Source organism: Streptomyces sp. RerS4 (assembly GCF_023515955.1).
Lineage (GTDB): Bacteria > Actinomycetota > Actinomycetes > Streptomycetales > Streptomycetaceae > Streptomyces.
On record NZ_CP097322.1, the window covers coordinates 649,927 to 673,267 of the forward strand.

Consider the following 23,341-nt stretch of genomic DNA (forward strand, 5'->3'; position numbering starts at 1 on the left):
GTTACGCCGGTCGGGTTTCAGGTTTCGGCGAGGATCAGCCGTCCCACGGCGTCACTCAAAACCGCCCGCGCCTCGGCGGCCAGTCCGTCGTCCGTGACGAAGTAGTCGATCTCGGAGAGCGCGATGAACCGGCTGAGGCCGATCACCCCCCATTTGGTGTGGTCGGCCACGACGGCCACCCGCGTGGCGGAGGCGATCAGCGCGCGGTTGGTCTGCGCTTCCGCCAGGTTCGGGGTGGTGGCTCCGGCCCGCTCCGATACCCCGTGGGCGCCGATGATGAGCAGGTCCACCTGGAGCGAGCGGATCGCCTGGTCCGCCAGGGGGCCGACCAGGGAGGCCGACTTCGTCGGGGTGCCGCCGGTGAGGAGGAGCGTGTGGCCCGCGGACCCGCCCTCCGCCGCGGCCTTGCGGAGGATCTCGGCGACGGGCAGGGAGTTGGTCACCACGGTCAGGCCCGGGACGTCGCGGAGCCGGCTCGCCACCGCGTAGGCCGTCGTGCCGCCGGAGAGGGCGACGACGCTGCCCGGTTCCACCAGCGCCGCCGCGGCCTCGGCTACCGCCGCCTTGGCCCGTGACTCCAGGACGGCCTTGGTTTCGAAGGACGGCTCGGCGGCGGTCGTCACCGCCGCGCTGATGGCGCCGCCGTGGACCTTCGAGAGGACGCCGTCGCGGGCGAGGACGTCCAGATCGCGGCGGATGGTCATGTCCGAGACCCCGAACCGTTCCACGAGGTCGGCCACGCGCACGGCTCCGTCACGGCGCACCATGTCGAGGATCAGCGCCCGCCGCCGCGGCGCGAGGCGTGCTGCTTCGATCACGATCCTGACCCCGTTTCCCGGCGCGCCGGCCGGACGTGTGCACACATACGAACAGCACCCCTCACCATGCGACATTTTCTCACGCCACGCGCCGGGCGCCGGCCGCCGGGGCGACGGGGAACAGGTGCGGTGTCCGGTACCCGGCCCCGCCGAAGGCGGCGGTGACGGCGGCGCCGACGGCCCGCGCCCGATCCTCCTCCACCAGCACGATGACGGATCCGCCGAACCCGCCGCCGGTGATCCGCGCGCCCAGCGCTCCGGCGTCCACGGCGGCGACCGCCGCGAGGTCGGTCTCGGCGCAGGAGACCCGGTAGTCGTCCCGCAGCGAGGCGTGGGCGGCCGTGAGGATCGGGCCCAACGCCTCGACGCGCCCCGCCCGCAGGTGGGCGACGGCCTCCGTGACCCGGGCGTTCTCGCTCACCACGTGCCGCACCAGGGGCAGCAGCCGCGCGGGGAGCACGCGCGCGGCGGCGTCCAGGCCGTCCGCGGGCAGGTCCCGTAGGGCTGCCAGGCCGAGCAGGGCCGCCGCCTGCTCGCACCCGGCGCGCAGCGCGGCGTACGCGCCGTCCCCGAGGTCGTGCTTGACCCGGGTGTCGACGACCAACAGACTCAGCCCCCGCGCCCCCGGGGCGAACGGCACCTGCTCGTACACGGTGCCGCGGCTGTCCAGGTGGAGCGCCGCGCCCTCGGTGCAGCAGGCCGAGGCCATCTGGTCCATGACCCCGCAGGGGACGCCCGCGAAGGCGTTCTCCGCCCGCTGGGCGAGCCGGGCGAGGGCGGGTGGGCCCAGGCCGAGCCCGTAGAGGTCGTCGTAGGCGAAGGCGACCGCGCACTCCAGCGCGGCGGAGGACGACAGGCCGGCGCCGGTGGGGACCGTGCTGTCGAAGTGGAGGTCCGCGCCGCCGACCCGGTGGCCGGCGTCGGCCAGGGCCCAGACGACGCCGGCCGGGTACGCGGCCCAGGTGGTGACGGCTCCGGGCGCCAGGTCGGCGACGGCGAGGTCGACGACGGGGCCGTCGCCCTGGGCGCTGTGCAGCCGCAGCCGGCCGTCGTCGCGCCGGCGCGCCGCGAGCAGCGTCGTCTGCGGGATGGCGATGGGGAGGGCGAAGCCGTCGTTGTAGTCGGTGTGTTCGCCTATCAGGTTGACGCGGCCGGGCGCGGCCCAGACTCCGTCCGGGTCGGCGCCGAAGACCCGCCGGAAGGCTTCGTTCACGTGCATGTCGCGACCTCCCGCAGGCGCCGCGCCGCGGCTTCCGGCGCCACGTCGTTGACGAAGGACTCCATCCCCGATTCGACGCCGGCGAGGTACTTGAGCTTGTCTGCCGTACGCCGGACCGTGAACAGCTCCAGATGCAGGGCGAGTTCGCCGCCGCCGGTCCGGGGGGCCTGGTGCCAGGCGGAGATGTACGGGGTGGGGGCGCCCGGCCCCGGCGCTCCGTCGCGGCGGAACAACCGGTCGAAGCGGCGCAGGAGTTCCAGGTAGAGGCCGGGGAATTCGGCGCGCTCCGCCTCGTCGAGCCGGGTGAGGTCGGGGACCCGGCGGTGGGGGTGGAGGTGCACCTCGTACGGCCAGCGGGCGGCGTAGGGGACGTAGGCGGTCCAGTGGCGGCCGGCGATGACCACGCGCGGGGTCGCGGCTCGGGCTTCGGTCAGCAGGTCCTCGAAGAGGTTGCGGCCGGTGGCGGCGCGGTGCCGGTCCGCGGCGGCGATCATCTTGGCGGTGCGCGGGGGGACGAAGGGGAAGGCGTAGATCTGGCCGTGCGGGTGGGCGAGGGTGACGCCGATCTCCGTGCCGCGGTTCTCGAAGCAGTAGACCTGCTCGACCTCGGGGAGGGCGGCCAGCCGTTCGGTGCGGTCCGTCCAGGCGTCCAGGACGAGACGGGCCCGCTCCTCGGTGAGGTCGGCGAAGCTCGCGTCGTGCTCGGGCGTGAAGCAGACGACCTCGCACCGTCCCGCCCGGCCGGTCAGGGCGGGGAACCGGTTCTCGAACACGGCGACCTGGTAGTCCGCGGCCGGGATCTCGCCGGCGTGTCCCTCGCGGGAGGGGCAGAGGGGGCAGGCGTCGGTCGGGGGAAGGTGGACGCGCCCCTGCCGGTGGGAGGCGATCGTCACCCAGTCACCGGTCGCCCGGTCCAGCCGCAGTTCGGACCGGCTCTCGACGGCGGCCTGCCGGCGCCGGTCGAGGGCGTCGCGGACGGCGCTGTCGTCGAGGTCGTAGTAGATCAACTCGCGGCCGTCCGCGAGTTTGGTCGGGGTTCTCTTCACGGAGCCCACCCATCTTTTGGAGTGCCGCGCAAGAATAAACAGAAAACAACGGGAATCACCATGGGGAGGGACGGAGGGCGCGGAACTCGCGGTTGAGGTGGGCCCGATCGTGGAAGCCGCAGGCGGCGGTCACCTCGGTGGGGTTCGAGCCCTCGCGGGTGAGCAGGCCGACGGCCCGGTGGAAGCGCAGCACGCGGGCGGACGTCTTGGGCGTCAGACCCGTCTGTGCGGTGAACCGGCGGACCAGGTGGCCCTGGCTCCAGCCCACCTCGGGCGCGATCCGGCCGACGGGGATCGCCCCGCCGGACCGGGCCGGCAGTCGCCAGGCGTGGCTCACCTCGGGCGCGGGTACCGGGCCGCGCTCGATCCGGATCGCCTCCTGGCCGCCGGGGTGGTCACACACCCGGGGTCCGTCCTCCAGACCCGCGACCAGCGAGCCGGTCACCTGGCCGGTCGTACTCGACTCCCCCAGCCGGCGTACCCGGGCGAACGGCTCCCCCAGGCTGGTCACCAGGACCGCGCGGCCCGTGGGCACCAGCCGCACCCGATACGGCCCCCTGATCCCGCATCAGCATCCCGGATGCCATGCCCCCGGCCGTGTGCCGCGCGGCATGTCGGATCGGGCAGCCTCCTCGGCTCGGGGGAAGATGCCGGTGTGCCCTGGCGGGGCACACCGTCGGAGCGGGGAGTCGGTGATTCGGTTTTGACGCCGCCCAGTGGTCCCGTGGAGACAGTGGCGCCGATCGTCACGGGTCCGGGCGCCGGGGAGAAGGGCCTCAAGGCCGGCGCCTTGGGCCTGGTCTCCAGCGTGGCCATCGGCGTGGCGTCCACCGCCCCCGCCTACAGCCTGGCCGCCACGCTCGGCCTCATCGTGACGCGGGTCGGCCCCCAGGCACCGGTCGTCACGATGCTGGCCTTCATCCCGATGCTGCTGATCGCCTACGCCTACCGGGAACTCAACGCGAGCAACGCGGATTGCGGCACCACCTTCACCTGGGCGACCCGGGCCTTCGGCCCGCGCGTCGGCTGGATGGGTGGCTGGGGCATCATCGTCGCCGACGTCATCGTCATGGCGAACCTCGCGGAGATCGCCGGCATCTACACCTTCCGCTTGTTCGGCTACGAGTCGCTCGCGGACAGCCGACTGTGGACCACGCTCGCGGGCGTCGCCTGGATCGCCGTGATGACCGCCGTCTCCTACGTCGGCATCGAGATCTCCGCCGCCGTGCAGCGCGGGCTCCTCGCGGTCGAGGTGGTCGTCCTGATCCTCTTCGCCGTCACCGCCATGGCCAAGGTCTACACGGATCCCCCGGCGACGGCGATCCAGGTCTCCGCCTCGTGGTTCAACCCCCTGCTCGTCCCGTCCGCCGAGGCGCTGACCGCGGGGCTCCTGGCCGCCGTCTTCATCTACTGGGGCTGGGACACCGCCGTCACCGTCAACGAGGAGACCGCCGACAGTACGCAGATCCCGGGGCGGGCCGCCGTCATCTCGACCGTCCTGCTGCTGGTCATCTACGTCGCGGTCGCCACGTCGGCGCAGGCGTTCGCGGGCGTCGGGACGGAGGGCATCGGACTGGCCAACGAGGACAACGCCGACGACGTGTTCTCCGACCTCGGCAGCGCGGTCTTCGGTGACCAGGGGGTCGGCCGGTTCCTCACCGGGCTGCTGATCCTGATGGTGCTCACCTCGGCGGCGGCCTCCACGCAGACCACGATCCTGCCCCTGGCCCGGACGGTCTTCTCGATGGCCGCGCACAAGGCCGTCCCCGCCGGCTTCGCCCGCGTCCACCACAAGTACCTCACCCCGACCTGGTCGACGGTGGGCATGGGTCTGGTCTCCATCGCCTTCTACGTCCTGCTGACGCTCATCAGCCGTGACGTGCTGGCCGACTCCATCGAGTCGGTCGGCCTCGCGATCGCGTTCTACTACGGCCTGACCGGCTTCGCCTGCGTCTGGTACTACCGCAAGGTGCTCACGCGCAGCCCGAAGGACTTCGTGTCCAAGGGCCTGCTGCCGGGCCTGGGCGGGCTGATGATGCTCTCGGTGTTCTCCTACGCGTGCTTCCACGTCTACGCCGACCCGGACTACGGGGCGACCTCCATCGACCTGCCGCTGATCGGACGGACGGGCGGGGTGACGGTGGTGGGGCTGGGAGCCCTGCTGGTCGGTGTCGTACTCATGCTGTTCGTCACGCGCGAGCACACCGCGGCGCTCAAGCTCCAGCGGAGCCTGCTGCCGCGGAAACTGGAGCCGCAGACGGCCGTCGAGGCGGCGAGCCGCTACGTGCCGGCCGACAGCCGGTCCGGGGTCGGCGGTGACTGGTTCGACGTCATTCCGTTGCCGAGCGCACGCGTCGGCCTGGTGGTCGGAAACGTGACGGGGCACGGACTGCACGCCGCCGCCGCCATGGGACTGCTGCGCACGAGCGTGCGCGTCCTCGCCAGGATGGACCTCCCGCCGGACGAGCTCCTCTCCCACCTGGACGACGTGGCCCGGCAGACCGCCGCCGAGTGGGCCCGCGAGCTCGGTGAGGACCGTGCCCTGCCCGGCACGGGCGCCGTGGCGGTGAGCTGCCTGTACGCGGTGTACGACCCGGTGTCGGGGCGGTGCGGGATGGCGCGCGCGGGCGGCCGGCCGCCGGCGGTGGTCGACGCGGACAGCGGCGCGGTCTCCTTCCCGGACCTGCCGCCGGGCCCGCCCCTCGGCCTGGGCGGGCAGACGTACCAGAGCGTCGAACTCCAGCTGCCGCCCGGCAGCATCGTGGCCCTCTTCACCGACGGCCTGACGCAGGGCGTCGGCCATGACGCCGACGCGGCCCTGCGGCTCCTCGCCGAAACCCTCGCCCAGCACCGACGCCCCCTCGAAGCACTGTGCGACCGCGTACTGGCGAGGCTGCTCCCGGGACCCGTGGACGACGACGTGGCCGTCCTCCTCACCCGCACACGGATGCTCGACGCGCACCACGTGGCCGACTGGGAACTGGAACCCGACCCGGCGGTGGTGGCCACCGCCCGCGCCGCCGTCACGGCGCGGCTGACGCGGTGGGGGCTGGACGAGCTCTCGTTCGTCACCGAACTGATCGTCAGCGAGCTGGTCACCAACGCCATCCGCTACACCGACGGCCCCGTCCACGTCCGGCTGATCCGGGAGGAGAACCTCATCTGCGAGGTCTCCGACACCGGCCACACCTCACCGCACCTGCGCCACGCCGCCACCGACGAGGAGGGCGGCCGGGGCCTTTTCCTCATCGCCCAGATGGCCTACCGATGGGGAACGCGCTACACCGCCACCGGCAAGACCATCTGGACCGAACAGCTCGTCCCGCCGCCGGGAGGTCCGTGAGCGGACCGCGCTGACCGCGCGGACCTCGCGGCTCTCGCTCAGGAGCGGACGCGGAGTCCGATCTCCCTCTCCTGGTCCCCCGACACGGCCCCGGTGGTCTCGACGGTGAAGTGCCCGGCGAGCGCGGCCTGCACCCGCTCGACCGCGCGGGGGCCTCCCTGGAGGGTGACGCTGACCGCGTCCTTCAGCCGAACGGGGCCCGCCTGCCGCCCCGCCGGTTCCGCGGGCTTCGCCGCGTCCACTGTCGCCCACCACACGGTCGGTGCCTGACCGCCGTGTGCCGCCCCGCCCACCCCGACCTCCGCGGGGAAGGAACGTTCGAGCAGGTCGAGAACGGCGTGCGCGTCCTCCGAAGAGCAGTCGCCGACCGCCACCACCACTTCCGCCGCCGGGTTGCCCTGGTCCTGACCATCCATCGGGAATTACCTCTCTCGTGCCTCGTCCGCACACGTGGCAGGGGACTCCACGCTCACACATGCCGCCGGCCGCCGCATCATTTCCCGGCGCCGATTCCCTACCGCGGTCCGCCGGCCGCCGCCTCGTCCCGCATCTCGCGCACCACGTCCGCGAGCCGGTCGACGCCCTCGGCGATCACCTTCTCGTTCGCGCTCAGGCTCAGGCGGAAGCACCGGGTCGCGTGGTCGGCGAGGTCGGGGTGGAGCAGCGGATCGACGAAGAAGTGGCGACCCGGTACCACGAACACGCTCCTCTCCTTGAGTCGGCTGTACAACGTGGTGTCTTCGAACCAAGGGTGATCCACCCACAGCCAGCAGAACATGCCTCCGTCCCCGGAGTGCATGCGCCAGTCGACGTCCGCCGGCATCAGTTCGTTCAACAGTTCCTCGACGAACCGCTTCTTCTGGCGGTAGTACGGCGTGATCGCGTGACGGGTTGTCTCGTCGAGGCGCCCGTCGGACAGCACCCGGGCGAAGGCGTGCTGGGCGAGCTGGGGCGCGTGGAGGACGGAGTTGGACATGAACGCCGCGAGCGGGGCGATGTACTTCGGGTGGCCGATCGCGAAACCGATCCGTTCGCCGGGCAGGCCGGCCTTCGACGCGGAGAAGCAGTTGACGACGCTGTCGTTCAGCACCGGCTCGGTGTGCACCTCCGCGATCCGGGGGAAGGGCGCGCCATAGGCGTGGTCGACGAACAGGGGCACCTCACGCTCGGTGGCGAGCACCGTCAGCGCGTCCAGGTCGGCGCGGCTCAGCGCGCGTCCTGTGGGGTTGCCGGGGCTGGAGATCAGCATCATTCCGATGTCCGCGCGGCGCCGCAGCGCTTCGATGTCCAGGGCGTAGCGGAAGCCGTGGCCGGGCTCGCGGTGGATCAGCGGGGCGACTCCGGCGATGCCGTCGTCGTGCATGCACAGTCCCTGATAGCCCGTGTAGTCGGGCACCATGGGCAGCACGATCCGCCGCTCACCGTGGATTCCCGGGCCGGCGAAGAGAGAGGCCGCCGCGAAGCAGACCATCTGGCTGCCGGGGCCGACGGCGATGTTCTCGGGGCCGAGTTGCCAGCCGTACGTCCGGTGGAAGTAGTCGGCGATGGCCTCGACGAGGGCATGGCTGCCACGGGACGGGCCGTAGCGGCAGCCGGCCTCGTCGAAGTCCTCGGTGAGGGATTCCCTCAGGGCCGCCTGCCACATGTCGTGCACGGCGGGGATGGGAGCGGGGTTGCCCACGCTCAGGTTGAGCCATTCGTCGGTCGAAGCTCCGGCCGTGCTCGCGGCGACGTCTTCCATGATGCTGCGCAGGCCGGAGAGTCCGGCCATCTTGGTGCCGCTGAGCGACAGCCGCATCGTTTTCTCCTTGGGGGCGAGTGGGGATGGGTCGTGACCTTGTGTCATGAGGGGACCGGGGACGTGCGCTCGCCCGGGAGGGGGAGATCGGCCGAGGGATCGCGCGGGCGGTACCGCGCCGCCACGACGACGGAGAGCACGGTGAAGGCGACGGCCACGGCGGATACGGTGAGGAACCCCGTGCCGAGGGACACCGCGGTGGCATGGCCGATCAGCGGCATGAGGGCGACGGTGCCGACTCCGATCGACAGGAGCCGGACCGAGGCCATCTTGCCCTTCTCCTCGGCTCCGGCGTGCTCCTGCAGCGTCGTGATGAGCCAGGTGACGCTGTTGAGGTTGGCGGCCCCGGCCACGAAGACGGCGGCCATCTGGAGGGGCGGCGCGTCCGTGGCGGTGAGCACGAGGGGTGCGGCCGCCTGGAGGGCGGCCCACAGCGGCAGCAGCCGCTGTCGCACGGTGTACCGCAGGAAGAGGGACGAGGCGACCATGCCCAGGGCGAAGACGCCTTCGAACACGGAGACGTACTGACCCCGGCCGCCGTAGTTCTCGTTCACGAGTGGCACGACGAGTGTGCTCAGGCTCGCCTGGAAGACGAAGTCCGCCGCGCACAGGACGACCATCGCCAGCACCACGCCCTCCCCCCGATAGCGCCGGAACATGCCGTTCCAGTCGCGGAACGTACCGGGGAGCGCGGCCCGCAGGACCGTGCCGGTGAGTGGCCGTCGCGGCTCGGCGCCGGTCGGCCGTGCGGCGATCATGAGGGCGGCCGAGGCGAGGGAGACGAGGCCGTCGACGAACAGCGCCACCGGCAGCGAGGTCCACAGCAGCATGACGCCGAGGAGCGCCATGCCGCTCAGGGCTCCCGCCTGGATCGCCACGTTGAGCAGGCCGTTGAGCCGGGCGCGGTGTCCGGCGTCCACGTGCCACGCGGTGAACTTGAACAGCGCGGCGCGTTGCACGTTGTCGAAGACGGCGAGCAGGACGACGCCCACCCCGATCAGGGGTACGGCCCCGGGCACGTCGGCGAGCGCCATGACCGCGACACCACAGACGACGACCGCCCGCAGGACGCTGCACAGCACGTAGACGTGTCGGGAGTCGAGAACGTCGACGAGCGGTCCCGAGAACGGGAGCACACAGATGGCTCCGATCCCCTGCAGCGTGAGGATCAACGCGAACGCCGCGGGTCCGCCCGTGAAGCGGAACAGCAACTGGCCCAGCGCGAGCAGGTAGACACCCATGCCGATGCCGAGCAGGGCGGTCGACGCCAGCAGCGCGCGGGCCGCACGATCGCGCAGGATCATTCGCTTCCCACTCGCCGGTCGATGACGGGCCGGACCTTGCCGCTGACGTCGCTGCGCGGGAGCATGCCGTCGCCGTGGCACTCCACGCGCAACTCGAAGACGTCGAGGGCGTCGTCGAAGATGTGCGCGTCGTTCAACACCTTGAAGGCTCCCGCCAGATGGGCGCGTACCTCCTCGGGGTCCGGGGGAACGGGTGACTCGGTGCGCAGGGTCAGCACCTCGCGCCCGGACCGGGAGGTGATCTCCGCCTGCAGCTGGGACACTCCGAAGCGTTCCAGTTCGGCGCAGAGCTCGCCGTGGAGGACCACTTCGCCCTTGACGCGGATCACGCCGTCCGAGCGACCGTGGTAGTCCAGCACCCGACCGGAGACGCCGCAGGAACAGTCGAGGTGGAAGAGACGGCCGCGGTCCCCCACCCGGTAGCGGATCAGCGGCCCCTCGAACTTCTGGAGCGTGGTGATCAGCAACTCGCCGGGCTCGCCGTCCGGGACGGGCGCTCCCGACTCGTCGACCACCTCGATGTAGTTGTACTCGTCGTTGACATGGTGCATCCGGCCGTCCAGCGCCGTGCACTGATGGCCGAGCTGTGCGCCGTCGTTGACGGCGAGCACGCTGGAGATGACGCGCGTGCCGAGCGTTTCGCGCAGCCAGGCGCGGTCCGGCGCGCTCATCGCCGTACCGAGGTACAGCACCTTGTCGATGCGCAGGGAGGGCTCGCGCAGGTGCGCCTCCCTCAGCAGCGGGAGGATCAAAGTGGGCACGCCGATCAGGGCGTTCACCGAGAAGCCGCGTACAAGCGTGAGGAGGCCGTCGACGTCGACCGCCTGTGCCATGCTGTAGCACTCCACGGGCATGCGGGAGAACTCGGTCAGGGTGGTGGTGAGACCGCCGTAGAGGCCGCCGCCGAACAGCGTGTTGACCAGGCGGTCGCCCTTCTCCAGCCCCATCGCGTAGAAGAGGGGGATGGCCTCGCGCACCATGTTGTCCCAGTCCCCGCGCGAGTAGACGATGTAGCGCGGGGCGCCGGTGGTGGCACCACTGCGCAGGACCTCCCCGGTGGGTGTGGCGCCGCTGGACAGGTCATGGCTCACCGGCAGGGAGTGGGCCGTGAGGTCGTCCTTGTTCAGGACGGGCAGTGCGGGCAGGTCGGCGAGGGTGCTGACGGCGGGCAGGTCCCGGTAGTGGGGGGCGCGGCGGGCCCGGTGGACCAGGTGGCGCAGTTTGGCGTCGAGGCGTCCCGACGTGCGTGCGTCCTCCCGGGTACGTGCCTGCGCCGTCGTGGTGCCGCGCAGATAGCGCCGTCGCACGAGGCCGCGCGCCCAGTCCGCCCGGCAATCGTGGCGCAGAATCGACCCTGCGAGCGTGTCGGCCTCGTCCGGCCCCGCGGCGGGGGGCAGTGCGACGACGAGTGCGTCGTGCTCGTCCCGGGTGCCGTACAGCTCGGGGCAGGGTGGTGTCGCCGGCTCGGGGACGAGGACGACGTCGGGTACGCGCACGGGGACGCCGGTGGCCTCGGCCGTCGGGTCGGCGCACCGGGCGGCGGGCAACGGCACGCCCGACCGGCGCAAGAGGTCGGTCAGAGACTCCCAGAAGGCCCGGCGGCCCGTGCGGATGACGACGTCGTTGCCGGTGGCCCAGGACAGCAGCAGACCGCGCAGGGTGTTGCCCGGCCGGTGGTCGTCGAGTACCACGGTGCCGACCGGGGACAGTTCGTACACGTCGTTGCTGTCGATGACGAGCTGCCACGGGAAGAGACCCGTGCCGCCGAGGAGTTCGTCGAGGCCCTCGGCCAGTTCGTCGGCGTGGAACAGACCGGCCAGCGGTGCGAGGCCGGCCTCCCGGAGGAGCCGCGTGATCTCCGCCTCCGGGTTCCGACGCAGTTCCCCCTCGGTCTCCCCCACGGCGACGAGGAGATCGGTCGGGTAGTACCTCATGCCGCCCGTCCCGTCACGAAAGAGGCCGCGTCGGCCCACTGGCGCAGGAATTCGGCCAGTACGGCCGGGTCACGATGGGACGCTTCCAGGGCGAGGGGCACGAGCCACTCCTGATAGGTGATGTGCCGGGGGGCCGGATCGGTGGGGAGGAGACGGTGGACGCGGTCCACGCAGGGGTGGTTCAGCAGACGCTCGGGCAGCCGCACGAAGTGATCGGCCCCGGGAGCCAGCTGGTGGCCCGGGTGGACGAGCCAGCCGTGGAAGCGCCCGCTGGAGCCGGCCGGTCGCGGCGCCTCTTCGCCCAGGCACTGCGCGATCTCGTACGAGGGCAGGTGGACGCCGGTGTGGCGCAGGTGAGCGGTGATCACGCCGGCGCCGCCCATGCGGTTGGCGATCTCAAGGAAGACGAGTTCGCCGACGGGCGTCTCGAAGAATTCGAGATGGACGGAACCGCTCGTGATGCCGAGGGCCCGGACCGTGCGGGCGACGAAGTCGTGGTGTCGCTCGTCGTGGGGGGTCTGGTACGAGCCGAGCGGCATCCCGGCGGCGAAGTCGGCGGGGCGGTTCACGTATCTGCTCACGACGCAGTGGACGAGCCTGCCCTGGTCGACTATGCCGTCGGCATGCAGGATGTCGCCTTCGACGAACTCCTCGACTTCATAGCCGTCAGGGTCGGCCAGCGCGCGGAAGCGTCGCACGGCCTCCTCGGCGGTTTCGCAGATGATGACGCCCTCACTGCAGGTGCCGCGGCGGGGCTTGAGGACCGTCCGGCCCGACCAGGGCAGTTGGTCCCCGGGCGGCGGAGCCGCGACGAATCGGGGACACCGCACGCCCGAGCCTTCCAGCGCGGCCTTCATCCCCACCTTGTCGTGAACGCGCAGCGTCTGGGCGAGCGAAGGTCCCTCGATGCCGAGGTGTTCCCGGATGCGACAGGCCGCCACCACCCCGAATTCCGACAGGGAGACCACGCGCTCGTATCCGTCGGCGGGGCCGAGGCGGGCGAGGACCGCCTGGACGACATCCTCCCCCGCACCGATCTCCAGACGCGTACAGGGCAGGTCGGCCGGCAGGTCCGCGAGTCGGTCGGGTTCACCGATGTACGTGACCGCGTGCCGTCGGTGATCGATGGCGCGCCGGTAGTCGGCCTTGCGGTAGGGCAGTTGATGGACGACGAGAATCTTCACTGATGTTCTCCGGTCGGGTGGCCACTTCGCGACGCGGTCACGGCTTCGGCGAATTCCGCCACCCCGGACGACTCGAAGACGAGGTACATGGGGACCTGCAGACCGGTCCTCTCCTCCAGCTCGCGTACGACGCGGACGGCCCGGAAGGAATCCCCGCCCAGGCCGAAGAAGTCGTCGAGGGGGCCGACGGAGGGAACACCGAGCACCTTCGCCCAGACCTCCGCGACGAGGGCCTCCATGTCCGTCGCCACCGGCCCGCCGGAGCCCGCCTCGTGCCCCGCCGGATCCGCGACCGGGTCGGAAGCGGAGTCGGCTGTCACGGGTACGGCGTCGGCGGTCACGGGTACGGCGTCGGCGGCCCACTCGGTGAGCCTGCCGTGATCCAGCTTGCCGTTGGGCGTGAGCGGGAACCGCTCCAGGGGCACGATCGCCGCCGGTACCAGGTGCGCGGGCAGCCGGGCGGCGAGCTCGCCCCGTACCCGCTCGCCTTCACGGGCCGACGCCTCGCCGGTGTCCAGGACGACGAAGCCGACCAGCCTCGTCGCGGACCCCGTGCCGTCGGCCACCACCGCCGCCTGGCGTACTCCGGGAACGCGCAGCGCGGTGCCCTCGATCTCGCCCGGTTCGATGCGGAACCCTCGGATCTTGACTTGACGGTCCACCCGGCCGAGGTACTCCAGGTCACCCGAGGGATGGGCGCGTACGAGGTCCCCCGAGCGGTACAGCCGACCGCCGGTCGCGCCCAGGGTGTCCTCGACGAAGCGCTCGGCCGTCAGCTCCGGCCGGTCGTGATAGCCGAGCGAGACGCCGACGCCGCCGATGTAGAGCTCGCCGGGCTGTCCTTCCGGAACGGGCCGCCCGTGCTCGTCGAGGATCCACAGGCTGGTGTCCTCGATGGCCGAGCCGATCATGACGGTCTGCGGGTCGGGGTCGCGCGGGCACACCCAGGCGGTGCAGTACATGGTGCACTCGCTCGGCCCGTACAGGTTGCTGAGGGTGGCGCGCGAGCGCTCGTGGAAACGCCGGACGAGCTCCGGGGAGAGCGCCTCACCGCCGGTCAGCACCTGGCGCAGTCCGTCGACCCGCTCCCCCGGGCCCAAAGCCAGGAGGAACAGTTCGAGCAGCGATACCACCCACCAGACGGTGCTGACCTCGTGGTCGCGCATCAGCTGGGCGAGATGGCCGGGGTCGCGCTGGCGGCCGGGGGCCGCCACGACGATCGGCGCACCGTGCAGGAGCGGCCAGTACACCTCGACGAGGAACATGTCGAAGGTGCAGGCCGTGTGGTGCAGCACCCGGTCGTTCTCGTCGATCGGATGGCTGTTCTGCAGGGACCTCAGCCGTGCGGTCACCGCGCGATGGCTGAGGAGCGATCCCTTCGGCCGGCCGGTGGACCCGGAGGTGTAGATCACCACGGCGGGCCGGTCGGCGAGCGCGTCGGCCGGCTCGTACCGCGTCGGGCCGCCCGCGCCGGCGCACTCCTCCATCGTCAGCACCCGGGTGCCGAGGTCCTCGGGCAGGCCGGCGCGCAGGGCCGTGGAGGTCAGCAGCAGGCGCGGCGCGCAATCCCGCAGCAGGAAGTCGACGCGTTCCACCGGATTGGCGGTGTCGATCGCCACATGGGCGCCGCCGGCGAGGACCACCGCCGCGACGGCGATCACGAAGTCGGCCGACCGTTCGAGCAGGACGGCCACCCGGTCGCCCGGTCGCACTCCGTGCTCGCGCAGCAGGGCCGCGATCCGCACGGCGCGGTCCCTGACCTCGCCGGCGAGGACGACGTCGTCACCGTCCAGGATGGCGATCCGCTCCGGATGAGCGTCCCAGCGGGCCAGCAGGGCGATGTCGAGCCGGTGCTCGGCGTCGAGGGGCGTTTCCATGGTTCGGGGACCTTTCTCGTTCAGTTGCCCGCAGCGGTGATCCGGGCGATGCCTGCGGCCAGTTCGCGCACCGTCGAGTAGTCGAAGAGCAACTCGACGTCGAAGTCCGCGTCCAGTTCCGACTGGATGCGGGCGGCGATGCGCATGGCCCGCAGGGAATCCCCCCCGAGGTCGAAGAAGTCCTCGTCGAGGCCCACTTCGGGGAGGGCCAGCACCTCGCGGAAGATGCGGGCGACCGTTTCCTGCAGCCCGCCGGGCGAGGCCGCGCCCGCCGTGTCGTCCGGGCCGGTCGCGGCGACGGACGGCGCGTCGGACGGAACGGTCAGGGCGAGGAGGTCCGTCTTGCCGGCGGACGTGAGCGGCAGGTCGTTCAGCGTGACCAGGACCTCGGGGATCATGTACGAGGGCAGGCGGCGACGGAGCCGCTCGCGCAGCCGGTCCGGTGCGGCCGGAGCGTCGCGGTCGGCGGGCACGGTCCAGGCGACGAGCCGGTCGTCGCGTACGGCGACGGCGGCTGCGGCGATGTCGGACTCCTCCAGGAGCACCTGTTCGATCTCGCCCGGCTCGATGCGGTATCCGCCCAGCTTGAGCTGGCGGTCCATGCGTCCGAGGACCTCGACCCGGCCGTCCGGGAGGGTGCGCGCGTGATCACCCGTGCGGAACATGCGTGAGGGTCCGTCGGTGTACGGGTCCGGTACGAAGCGCTCGGCGTTCAGTTCGGGTCGGTTCCAGTAGCCTTCGGCGACGCCGTCGCCACCGATGCACAGTTCACCGACGCACCCGATCGGCGTCAGGCCGCCGCGGGAATCGAGGACGCGGAGGGTGGTGTTCGAGATCGGACGTCCGACCGTGACGCGGGTGGTCTCGGCGCGGATCTCCTGGACGCTGGAGTACACCGTGGTCTCCGTCGGCCCGTACATGTTCCACACGGACTCGCCCCGCTTGGCCAGCGGTTCCGCGAGGCCGGGCGGGAACGCCTCGCCGCAGCTGTACAGCCGCGGCGAACCGTCGCCCTGCCAGCCGGAGTCCAGCAGCGCCCGATAGCGCGAGGGGGTGGCCTGGAGTGCGGTGATGCCGTGCCGGGTGACGTAGGCGTCCACTTCCTTGCCGCTGAGTCCGAGCGTCCGTCCTCCGACGTGGACCGTGGCTCCCACCGCGAGCGGCACCAGGAGCTCGGCGAGGGACGTGTCGAACGTGAGCGTGGTCAGTGCGAGGAAACGGTCGTCCGGTCCGAGGCCCGGGTGCCGCAGCGCCAGGCTGTCCACGAGGTTGGCGAGGGCCCGGTGGCCGACGGCCACGCCCTTGGGACGCCCGGTGGAACCGGACGTGTAGATGACGTAGGCCAGGCCGTCCGGTTCGGCGCCCGGCAGCGCGGCGGCCCCCTCGGGGACCCCTTGCGAGTCCTCGCGCGACAGGTCCAGTACGGTGCCGCCCCAGTCTTCCGGCACCGCGATCGTCGCGCCGTCCGTCAGGACGAGGGCGGGGTCGGCGTCCCGCAGTACGTAGGCGGTCCGGTCGGCGGGGTGCGCCGGGTCCAACGGGACGAAAGCGGCGCCGGCGCGCGCGATCGCGAGCAGTGCGGTGACCAGGTCGGCGCCGCGGCCCAGGCAGACGCCGACGCGGTCGCCGGCGCCCGCGCCGAGGGCGGCCAGGCGCCGGGCGAGGGCCGTGGCCCGCGTGTCGAGTTCCCGGTAGGTGTACACGGTGTGGCCGGCTACGACCGCCGGGTGGTCCGGTCGGTCGGCCAGTGCCCCGTCGATCAGGCCGCCGAGCAGCGCCCGCGGGGGCGTGCGGTCGACGTCCGTTCCGTTCCAGCGGTCCAGGAGCAGGCCGCGGGTCTCCTCGGGCACCGAGAGGAGGTCGCGCAGGGGCATCTCCGGTCGGTCGGCGAGCCGTTCCAGGACGGTGGTGACGTGCTGGAGCACCCGCTCGGCCTCGCCGTCACCGAACGCGGCGGCGTCCACGACGAGCTGGAGCCGCAGCTCGGCGGCGACCCGTACCACGAGGGTGGCGGTGTAGTTGGTGCGGGTCTCGTAGCGGACGTCGGCGACGCGGAGCTCTCCCCCGGACAGAACGGACCGGGAGGCGTCCGGATAGTTCTCGAACACGACGACGGTGTCGAAGAGCTGGACGCCGCGTTCGGTTCCGGCCCAGCGCTGGACGTCGGTGAGCGGCGTGTGCTGGTGCTCCAGGACGGGATGGCGGGAGGCCGCGTACCCGGACAGCCACTCCTCGGCGGTCAGGTCGTGGTCGATGCGCGCCCGTACGGGAATCGTGTTGATGAACATGCCGATCATCGATTCGGCTCCGGCGAGCGGCGGCCGTCCCCCGACGGTGACGCCCACGACCACGTCGTCCCGGCCCGAGTAGCGGGCGACGGTGCCCGCCCAGGCGGCCTCCACGACGCTGCCGAGGGTGGTCGACCGGCCCGCCGCCAGGTCACGCAGTCGGGCGGTGGCCTCGGCGGACAGGGTGCCCCGTACCGTGCGGAACTCTCCCGACGGCTTGGCGCCGGGACGCGTTCCCGGCAGGGTGAAGACCGCGGGCTCGCGGTAGTCGGCCAGGTAGCCGCTCCAGAAGGCGCGATCGCGCTCGGGGTCCTGGCCGCGCAGCCACGTGATGTGGTCGCGGAACGGGGGCGGCGCGGTGGGGGCGGTGCCGCCGGGGTGCGCCAGTTCGGCGGTGACCTCGGCCATCAGCAGGGCGGCCGACCAGCCGTCGAGGATCATGTGGTGGTACGTCCACACCATCAGGTGCTCGTCCGCGCGCAGCCGCAGGGCCAGCAGCCGCATCAGCGGCGGGCGGGTCGGGTCGAACGGTTCACCGCGGCGCCGCGCCACCTCCTGCTCGACCGCCTCGGCGCGCGCCGTCTCGTCCAGATCCGTCAGGTCACGGAAGTCGACGCGGACTTCCGCGCCCGGGAGCACCACCTGGTGGGGGGCGCTGATGCGTTGGTGGACGAAGGCCGTGCGCAGCGCGGGGTGGCGGGCGACCACGGTCCGCCAGGCGGCGGTCAGGGCCGGCAGGTCGAGGGCACCGAGGACTTTGAACGTGGTCGTCTCGACATAGAGGCCTTGCTCCGGCGCAGCCGTGGTGTGGTAGAGCATCCCCTCCTGGGCGGGGGAGAGCGGGTAGATGTCCTCGATGTCGTTCACTGCGTGTCCTGTCCGGACCGGAACAGGTTCAGCACCTGTGCCAGGTCCTCGTTGCTGAGGTCGGCGTCCGGGAAGTGCCCCGGCGTCTCGGCGGGCGCCGCGGGCGCGGGAGGGGCCGCTTCGGGCGGGCTGTCCTGGCCCGTGCCGAGCCGGTCCGCGAGCGCGGCCGCGGTGGGGTGGGCGAAGAGGTCGCCGGGTGACACGGCCAGGCCCGCGTTTCGCATCTCGGCGGCGATCTGCACGATGGTCAGGGAGTCGGCGCCGAGTTCGAAGAGGTTGTCGTCGGGCCCCACGCCGGGCAGGCCGAGCATCCTCGCCCACACCTGCGCGATCCGCCCCGCCGGGTCGGCCGGGAGGGCGTCCTGCGCTCCCGACCCGGCGCTCGCGGCCACGAGGGCCGCCGCCGTGCGGGGCGCCGTGGAGACCGCCCGGACGCGGGGGGTGACCAGGACGTGGGGCAGATGGGGGTTGGCGAGGATGACGTCGAGAGCGCTCAGGCCCTCCCCGGTGGTGATGCCGTCACGGGTGCTCCCGTTCTCGACCGGCGCGGGCTCCTCTCCAGGGGTGTTCTCGCCCGGGGTGTTCTCGCCGGGGGTGTTCTCGCCCGGTGCGACGGACACCGTGCGCAGGACGAAGCCCTCGACGGTCACGGCCGGGCGGCCCTGGGCGTCGGTGAGCGTGACGTCGGCGACCAGGGTGTCGTCGGTCTGCGGGTCACCCGAGACCGGCACGATGCGGGCGTAGCCATCAGCACTCAGGTCCCGGTGCAGGATCAATTTCCGGTAGGCGACGGGAAGGTGCCGGCCGGCGGTCTCGGCGATGGCACCGGTGGCGGCGTCGAGCAGTGCCGGGTGCAGCGGATGGACGTTGACGTCGTCGTGGTGGCGCTCGGGGAGTCGCAGCGTCAGCAGGGCGTATCCGACGCCCCGGCGGGTCTGCGTGACGCAGTCCCATCGCGGCCCGGTGGTGAGCAACCCGGCGGATCCCCGACCTGGCGCGATCTCGACGGGAGTGGCACTCGCACGCAGCGCTTCGAGGTCGATGTCCTGCGGCGCGGGACCGTCGTACGGGCGGACGCGCCCCTGTCCGTGCGGGCGGCCGCCGGCCGTGGACGACCGTACCTCCCAGTCGTGGCCGCCCTCCGGGTGCGGCCTCAGCCGTACGACGACCACCGGCGGTGTCGCTTCGGCGAGCCGCACGGGGCTGGTGAAGACCGCGTCCAACTGCACCGGCGCGGGCACGCCGGCCGGGCCGGCGCAGCCGTTGTCCGCTTCCGTCAGCCGGCGGTGCGCGGCGAGCGCCAGGTCGAGCAGCGCCGTGCCGGGGAGCACCGGCTCGCCCGCCAGACGGTGTTCCAGGGACAGCCACGCGGTGTGCGGGCCGCGGCGCAGGCGGAATTCGGCCCACCCGTCGGATGCGTCGCGCCGGGCGTCGAACAGCTCGTGGTCGAGCGGCTCGCCCTCTGCGTCCTTCCATTCGACGGTACTGCTCCGCACGGCCATTCCGGTCTCGGACCAGCGGTCCCAGCCGATGGCGACGGCCGTGTCCGTGGTGTGCGCGAAGCTGTCGAGGAAGGCGTTGGCGCCGGTGTAGTCCGCCTGCCCGGCCACGCCGGCCACGGCCAGCACGGACGAGCACAGCACCATGACCGGCCGGTCCCGCTCGGTCAGCCGGTGGAGCAGCACGGTGCCCAACACCTTCGGTTCCAGGACCCTCGCGATGTCCTCCGCGCGCCGCAGGGTCAGCACACCGCCGCCCGGCAGGCCGGCCGCGTGCACGACGCCGTTGATCCGGCCGTAGCGTTCGCGTACCCGGTCGAGCGCCTCGCCCAGGCTCCGCTCGTCGGTTACGTCGCACTGGACGAGACAGACCTCGGAGCCGTTCGCGGAGAGTGCCGTCAGGGTGCGGGCGAGCTCAGGGGGGCAGGCGGAGGCGGGCTTCTCGTCCTTGGGCCTGATCGTGTGCCAGGTCGGCCCGTCGGGCACCGGCCGGCGGGTGACGAGCACGAGGTGACGGTCCGCTCGGTCGGCGAGACGCGTGGCAACGGCGGTGCCGATGCCACCCAGACCACCGGTGATCAGCCAGGCTCCGGAAGGCGGCTCGGCGAGCGGCCGCGTGCCCTCGTCGAGCGCCGGGCGCGCGGCCTCGGGTACCAGCCGGACACGGCCGCGGACGGCGACCACCGGGTCGGCCGGCCCGGCACCGTGGATGAGCGCCGCCAGTTCGGCGAGAACCGCGTCGGCGGCACGGGCGTGGTCGGAGCCTGAACGGGCCGCGCAGTCCAGGTCGAGGGCGCGCACCGCGCTGCCCGGGAGCTCCAGGGGCAGGACCCGCGCCGGCCCGAGAGCCGCGGCGGCGTGCGGCGTACGGGGACTGCGGCCGTTCACGGCGAGGGCGGCGTCGCTGACCAGGAGCATGCGCAGGGGGCGGCCGGGGAACCGTTCGCCCAGCGCGCGGGCCAGCGCGGCGGGCACGGTGACGGCACGCAGGGCGCAACGCGCCACGACGTCGGCGGTCGCCCGGTCGATGGCGGGGTCGTCCACGGCCCAGCAGGAGACGACGGCGTCCGGGGGCGTTCCCCGGGATTCCAACTCGGCCGCGAGGGCGCGGAAGGCGTCCGGGTCCTCGGGATCCAGCCGGTGGCCGTCGGTCTCGGCGGCGATGGCGTCCGGCAGGCCGGGGGCGGCGGTGCGCACCAGGTGCACCCGGGCGCCGTCGCGGACCAGCTTCGCGGCGACCTCGTCGGCCAGGCCCGAAGCGTCGGCGAGGAGCAGGATCGTACCGAGATCCGTGCGGGGCACGGGGGCGGGCGGCACGGAGGGGGACCACGCCTGCACGTGCAGCCGGTCCTCGGTCCGGCCGGCTCCCTCGGTCGTGTCCGAGGCGGGTGGGCTCGCAGGAGCCGGTGGGGCGGCGGCCGGGGCGGAGGGCTCGAACCAGTGCCGGGTCCGCTCGAACGGGTAGGTCGGCAGCGGGACGCGGCGGAGGCCGGCCCGCCGGCCCAGCGACGTCCAGTCGATGTCGGTACCGCGTTCCCACAGCCGTGCGACCGCGGTGAGGCGGGCGGGGGGCTCGTCCTCGCCGGCGCGGGGCCGCCCGAGGGTCGGGAGGACCAGTCGGTCCGTGCCGAGGGTGCGGCGGGCGAAACCGGACAGTGCCGTGCCGGGTCCCGCCTCGATCAGCGCCGCCGTCTCCGGCAGTGCCCGCAGGGCATCCGCGAAGCGGACCGTCTCGCGCAGCTGTCGGGTCCAGTGCGCGGGTGAGGTCGCCTCTTCGGGGGTGAGCGGTCGGCCGGTCAGACCGGAGACCACGGGGATCCTCGGGGCCTGCGCCGGCGTGGCGGCGACGAGGGCGGCGAACTCTTCGAGCAGTCCGTCGGCGTGCCGGCTGTGGAAGGCATGCCGGACGTCCAGTGGGCGGGCTGCCACACCCCGCTCGGCGAGCAGCTCCCGCAGCCGTTCGACGGCTTCGGGCTCGCCGGCCGCCACACAGCGATCGGGCGCGTTGACGGCGGCGAGCTCCGGCCGGATGTTCGGGGCTGCGCCCGCGTCGCCGTACGCGGCGTCGATGATGTGGCGCAGCTCGGCTTCGGGCAGCGGGACGGCGAGCATGGCTCCGGCCGGCATCCGGCTCATGAGTTCGCCCCGACGGGCGACCAGCCGGGCGGCGTCCGCGAGGGTGAAGACCCCGGCGGCGCAGGCGGCGGTGAGTTCGCCGACGCTGTGCCCGGCCAGCGCCACCGGGCGGACGCCCAGGGCGGTCCACCACTCGGTGAGGGCGTACTCCACGGCGAACAGGGCGGGTTGGGCCACTTCCGTGCGGTCGAAGGCGTTGGCGTGCCCGGGGTCGAGGAGCAGGTCCCGCAGGGGGGCGTCCGTCCACGGGCTCAGGGCTTCCAGGCACCGGTCGAGGGCGGCGCGGAACACCGGCTCGGTGGCGTACGGCTCCGCCGCCATGCCGGGCGTGCCGGCCCCCTGCCCGGGATAGAGCAGGGCGACACCGCCGAGTGCGTCGCCGGCGCGGACCGGCGCGGACCGGGGTGTGGCGAGCGCTGCCGTGCGGCCGGGTGCCGCCGTGACGGCACGGCGCCACGGGTGGGCGGTACGGCCGGTCTGCAAAGTGTGCGCCGCGTCGGCGAGTGCGGGAGCGGCCGGGGCCGTCACCGCCGCCTCCAGTCGGGTGGCCAGCCGGTCCAGCGCCTCGGGCGTGCGAGCGGACGTCGGCAGCACCTGCCAGCCGTCGACCGTGTCGGCGCCCGGCGCGCGACGGGCGCCCGAGGGGGCGTCCCGCAGGATGACGTGGGTGTTGGTGCCGCCGATGCCGAAGGAGCTCACGCCGGCCGTACGGGTGCCGTCCTCGCCGCTCCAGGGTTCGGCCTCGGTCAGCACACGGAATCGGCTTCGGTCGAGTCCGGGCGAGGGGTTTTCGAAATGTGCGGTGGGCAGCAGGGTGCGGTGCTCAAGCGCGAGGATCGTCTTGATCAGTCCGGCCATGCCCGCGCAGGTGTCCAGGTGACCGACGTTCGACTTGACCGCGCCGAGGACCCGGCGGGGATCGGGGGCGTCGGCGAAGACCCGGTCGAGCGCGGCGAGTTCGATGCGGTCGCCGAGGGGCGTGGCGGTGCCGTGGGCCTCGACGCAGGAGATGTCCTCGGGACCGATGCCGGCGACGGACTGGGCGGCCCCGATGACGCGGACCTGCCCCTCCAGGCCCGGCGCGGTGAACCCGACCTTGCGGTCGCCGTCGTTGTTGACGGCGGAGCCGAGCAGGACCGCTCGTACGGTGTCGCCGTCCGCGACGGCGTCGGCGAGTCGTTTGAGGACCACGACGCCGACGCCGCAGCCGAAGACGGTGCCGCCGGCGGCTTCGTCGAAGGGTCGGCAGTGGCCGTCCGGCGACAGGATGCCGCCTTCGGTGTGGAGGTAGCCCAGGCCCTGGGCGACGCCCGCGGAGACGGCTCCGGCGACGGCCACGTCGCACTCTCCGCTCAACAGCGCCTCACTCGCCAGGTGAACGGCGACCAGTGCCGACGAGCAGGCCGTCTGCACGCTCAGACTGGGGCCGGTGAGGCCGAGCCGGTAGGACGTCTGGGTTGCCAGATAGTCCTTTTCGCCCGCGACCAGCCACTGCATGTCCGCGAGATCGGCGAGTTCGGCGGCGTGCGGCAGCAACCGGTGGGTCAGGTACGAGTTGAAGCCGGCCGACGCGTAGACGCCGATGCCGCCCTCCACCCCCCGGGTGGGCTGGCCCGCGTCCTCAAGCGCGGAGACGACGCCCTGCAGGAGCAACCGGTGTTGCGGGTCCATGAGCGCGGCGTCGCGCGGAGTGATGCCGAAGTACTCGGCGTCGAACTCGTCCATGCCGTCGAGCACTCCCCCGGCGGGGACGAACCGCGGGTCGGACAGCCGGTCGGCCGGCACGCCGAGCGCGGCCAGTTCCTCGGGCGTGCGGAAGGTGATGCTGTCCCTGCCCGCTACGAGGTTCGCCCAAAAGGCTTCGGCGTCGGGCGCGCCGGGGAACCGGCACATGAGTCCCGTCACGGCGATGGCGTCGGGCAGATCCGGCGCGTCAGTGAGGCTCCTGGTGCCCTGACTGGTCATTCGGTGTGTCTCCTTAGGGGCGGTGCGTGCCGCGCTTGCGGGGTTCGGGGGGAGGGGTGGGCC

General features: G+C 72.8%; 13 protein-coding genes. 1 reads left to right on the top strand and 12 read right to left on the bottom strand.

The features are described 5' to 3' along the window. Positions 1-17: 17 nt before the first annotated feature. From M4D82_RS03120 to M4D82_RS03135, 4 genes are all read right to left on the bottom strand, one after another. Entirely contained in the window at positions 18-818 is an 801-nt protein-coding gene (locus M4D82_RS03120; protein ID WP_502988859.1) for a DeoR/GlpR family DNA-binding transcription regulator, read from the bottom strand. A 79-nt stretch (positions 819-897) separates the two neighbouring features. After that, entirely contained in the window at positions 898-2,037 is a 1,140-nt protein-coding gene (galK, locus tag M4D82_RS03125) for a galactokinase (RefSeq protein WP_249764541.1), read from the bottom strand. Further along, a complete protein-coding gene (galT, locus tag M4D82_RS03130) occupies positions 2,028-3,083 on the bottom strand; it encodes a galactose-1-phosphate uridylyltransferase (RefSeq protein WP_249764542.1) in 1,056 nt (351 codons plus the stop codon). The genes galK and galT overlap by 10 nt, the downstream gene beginning before the upstream one ends. Before the next feature lie 55 nt (positions 3,084-3,138). Further along, positions 3,139-3,618 carry a helix-turn-helix domain-containing protein gene (locus tag M4D82_RS03135; protein ID WP_249764543.1) on the bottom strand — a complete coding sequence of 160 codons (480 nt, stop codon included), beginning with the start codon at positions 3,616-3,618 and terminating at the stop codon, positions 3,139-3,141. A gap of 189 nt (positions 3,619-3,807) precedes the next feature. On the opposite strand from M4D82_RS03135, the gene M4D82_RS03140 reads away from it, so the two are divergent. Continuing rightward, positions 3,808-6,426 carry an amino acid permease gene (locus tag M4D82_RS03140; protein WP_249764544.1) on the top strand — a complete coding sequence of 873 codons (2,619 nt, stop codon included), beginning with the start codon at positions 3,808-3,810 and terminating at the stop codon, positions 6,424-6,426. 38 nt (positions 6,427-6,464) lie between these two features. Here M4D82_RS03140 and M4D82_RS03145 read toward each other — a convergent pair whose 3' ends face one another. From M4D82_RS03145 to M4D82_RS03180, 8 genes are all read right to left on the bottom strand, one after another. Further along, a complete protein-coding gene (locus M4D82_RS03145; RefSeq protein ID WP_249764545.1) occupies positions 6,465-6,842 on the bottom strand; it encodes a hypothetical protein in 378 nt (125 codons plus the stop codon). 98 nt (positions 6,843-6,940) lie between these two features. Continuing rightward, complete coding sequence (locus M4D82_RS03150; RefSeq protein WP_249764546.1) at positions 6,941-8,224, bottom strand: valine--pyruvate transaminase; 1,284 nt, start codon at positions 8,222-8,224, stop codon at positions 6,941-6,943. 44 nt (positions 8,225-8,268) lie between these two features. Next, on the bottom strand, positions 8,269-9,528 hold the full coding sequence (locus M4D82_RS03155; RefSeq protein ID WP_249764547.1) for an MFS transporter: 1,260 nt from the start codon (positions 9,526-9,528) through the stop codon (positions 8,269-8,271). After that, positions 9,525-11,462, bottom strand: coding sequence for a phenylacetate--CoA ligase family protein (locus M4D82_RS03160; protein ID WP_249764548.1), 1,938 nt, complete (start codon positions 11,460-11,462; stop codon positions 9,525-9,527). The genes M4D82_RS03155 and M4D82_RS03160 overlap by 4 nt, the downstream gene beginning before the upstream one ends. Beyond that, entirely contained in the window at positions 11,459-12,646 is a 1,188-nt protein-coding gene (locus M4D82_RS03165) for an ATP-grasp domain-containing protein (RefSeq protein WP_249764549.1), read from the bottom strand. The genes M4D82_RS03160 and M4D82_RS03165 overlap by 4 nt, the downstream gene beginning before the upstream one ends. Continuing rightward, on the bottom strand, positions 12,643-14,523 hold the full coding sequence (locus M4D82_RS03170; protein WP_249764550.1) for a non-ribosomal peptide synthetase: 1,881 nt from the start codon (positions 14,521-14,523) through the stop codon (positions 12,643-12,645). The genes M4D82_RS03165 and M4D82_RS03170 overlap by 4 nt, the downstream gene beginning before the upstream one ends. Positions 14,524-14,543: 20 nt before the next feature. Next, positions 14,544-17,678 (bottom strand): non-ribosomal peptide synthetase, encoded by a 3,135-nt coding sequence (locus tag M4D82_RS03175; RefSeq protein ID WP_249764551.1) that lies wholly within the window; start codon positions 17,676-17,678, stop codon positions 14,544-14,546. Continuing rightward, positions 17,675-23,278, bottom strand: coding sequence for a type I polyketide synthase (locus M4D82_RS03180; RefSeq protein ID WP_249764552.1), 5,604 nt, complete (start codon positions 23,276-23,278; stop codon positions 17,675-17,677). The genes M4D82_RS03175 and M4D82_RS03180 overlap by 4 nt, the downstream gene beginning before the upstream one ends. Positions 23,279-23,341: the final 63 nt, after the last annotated feature.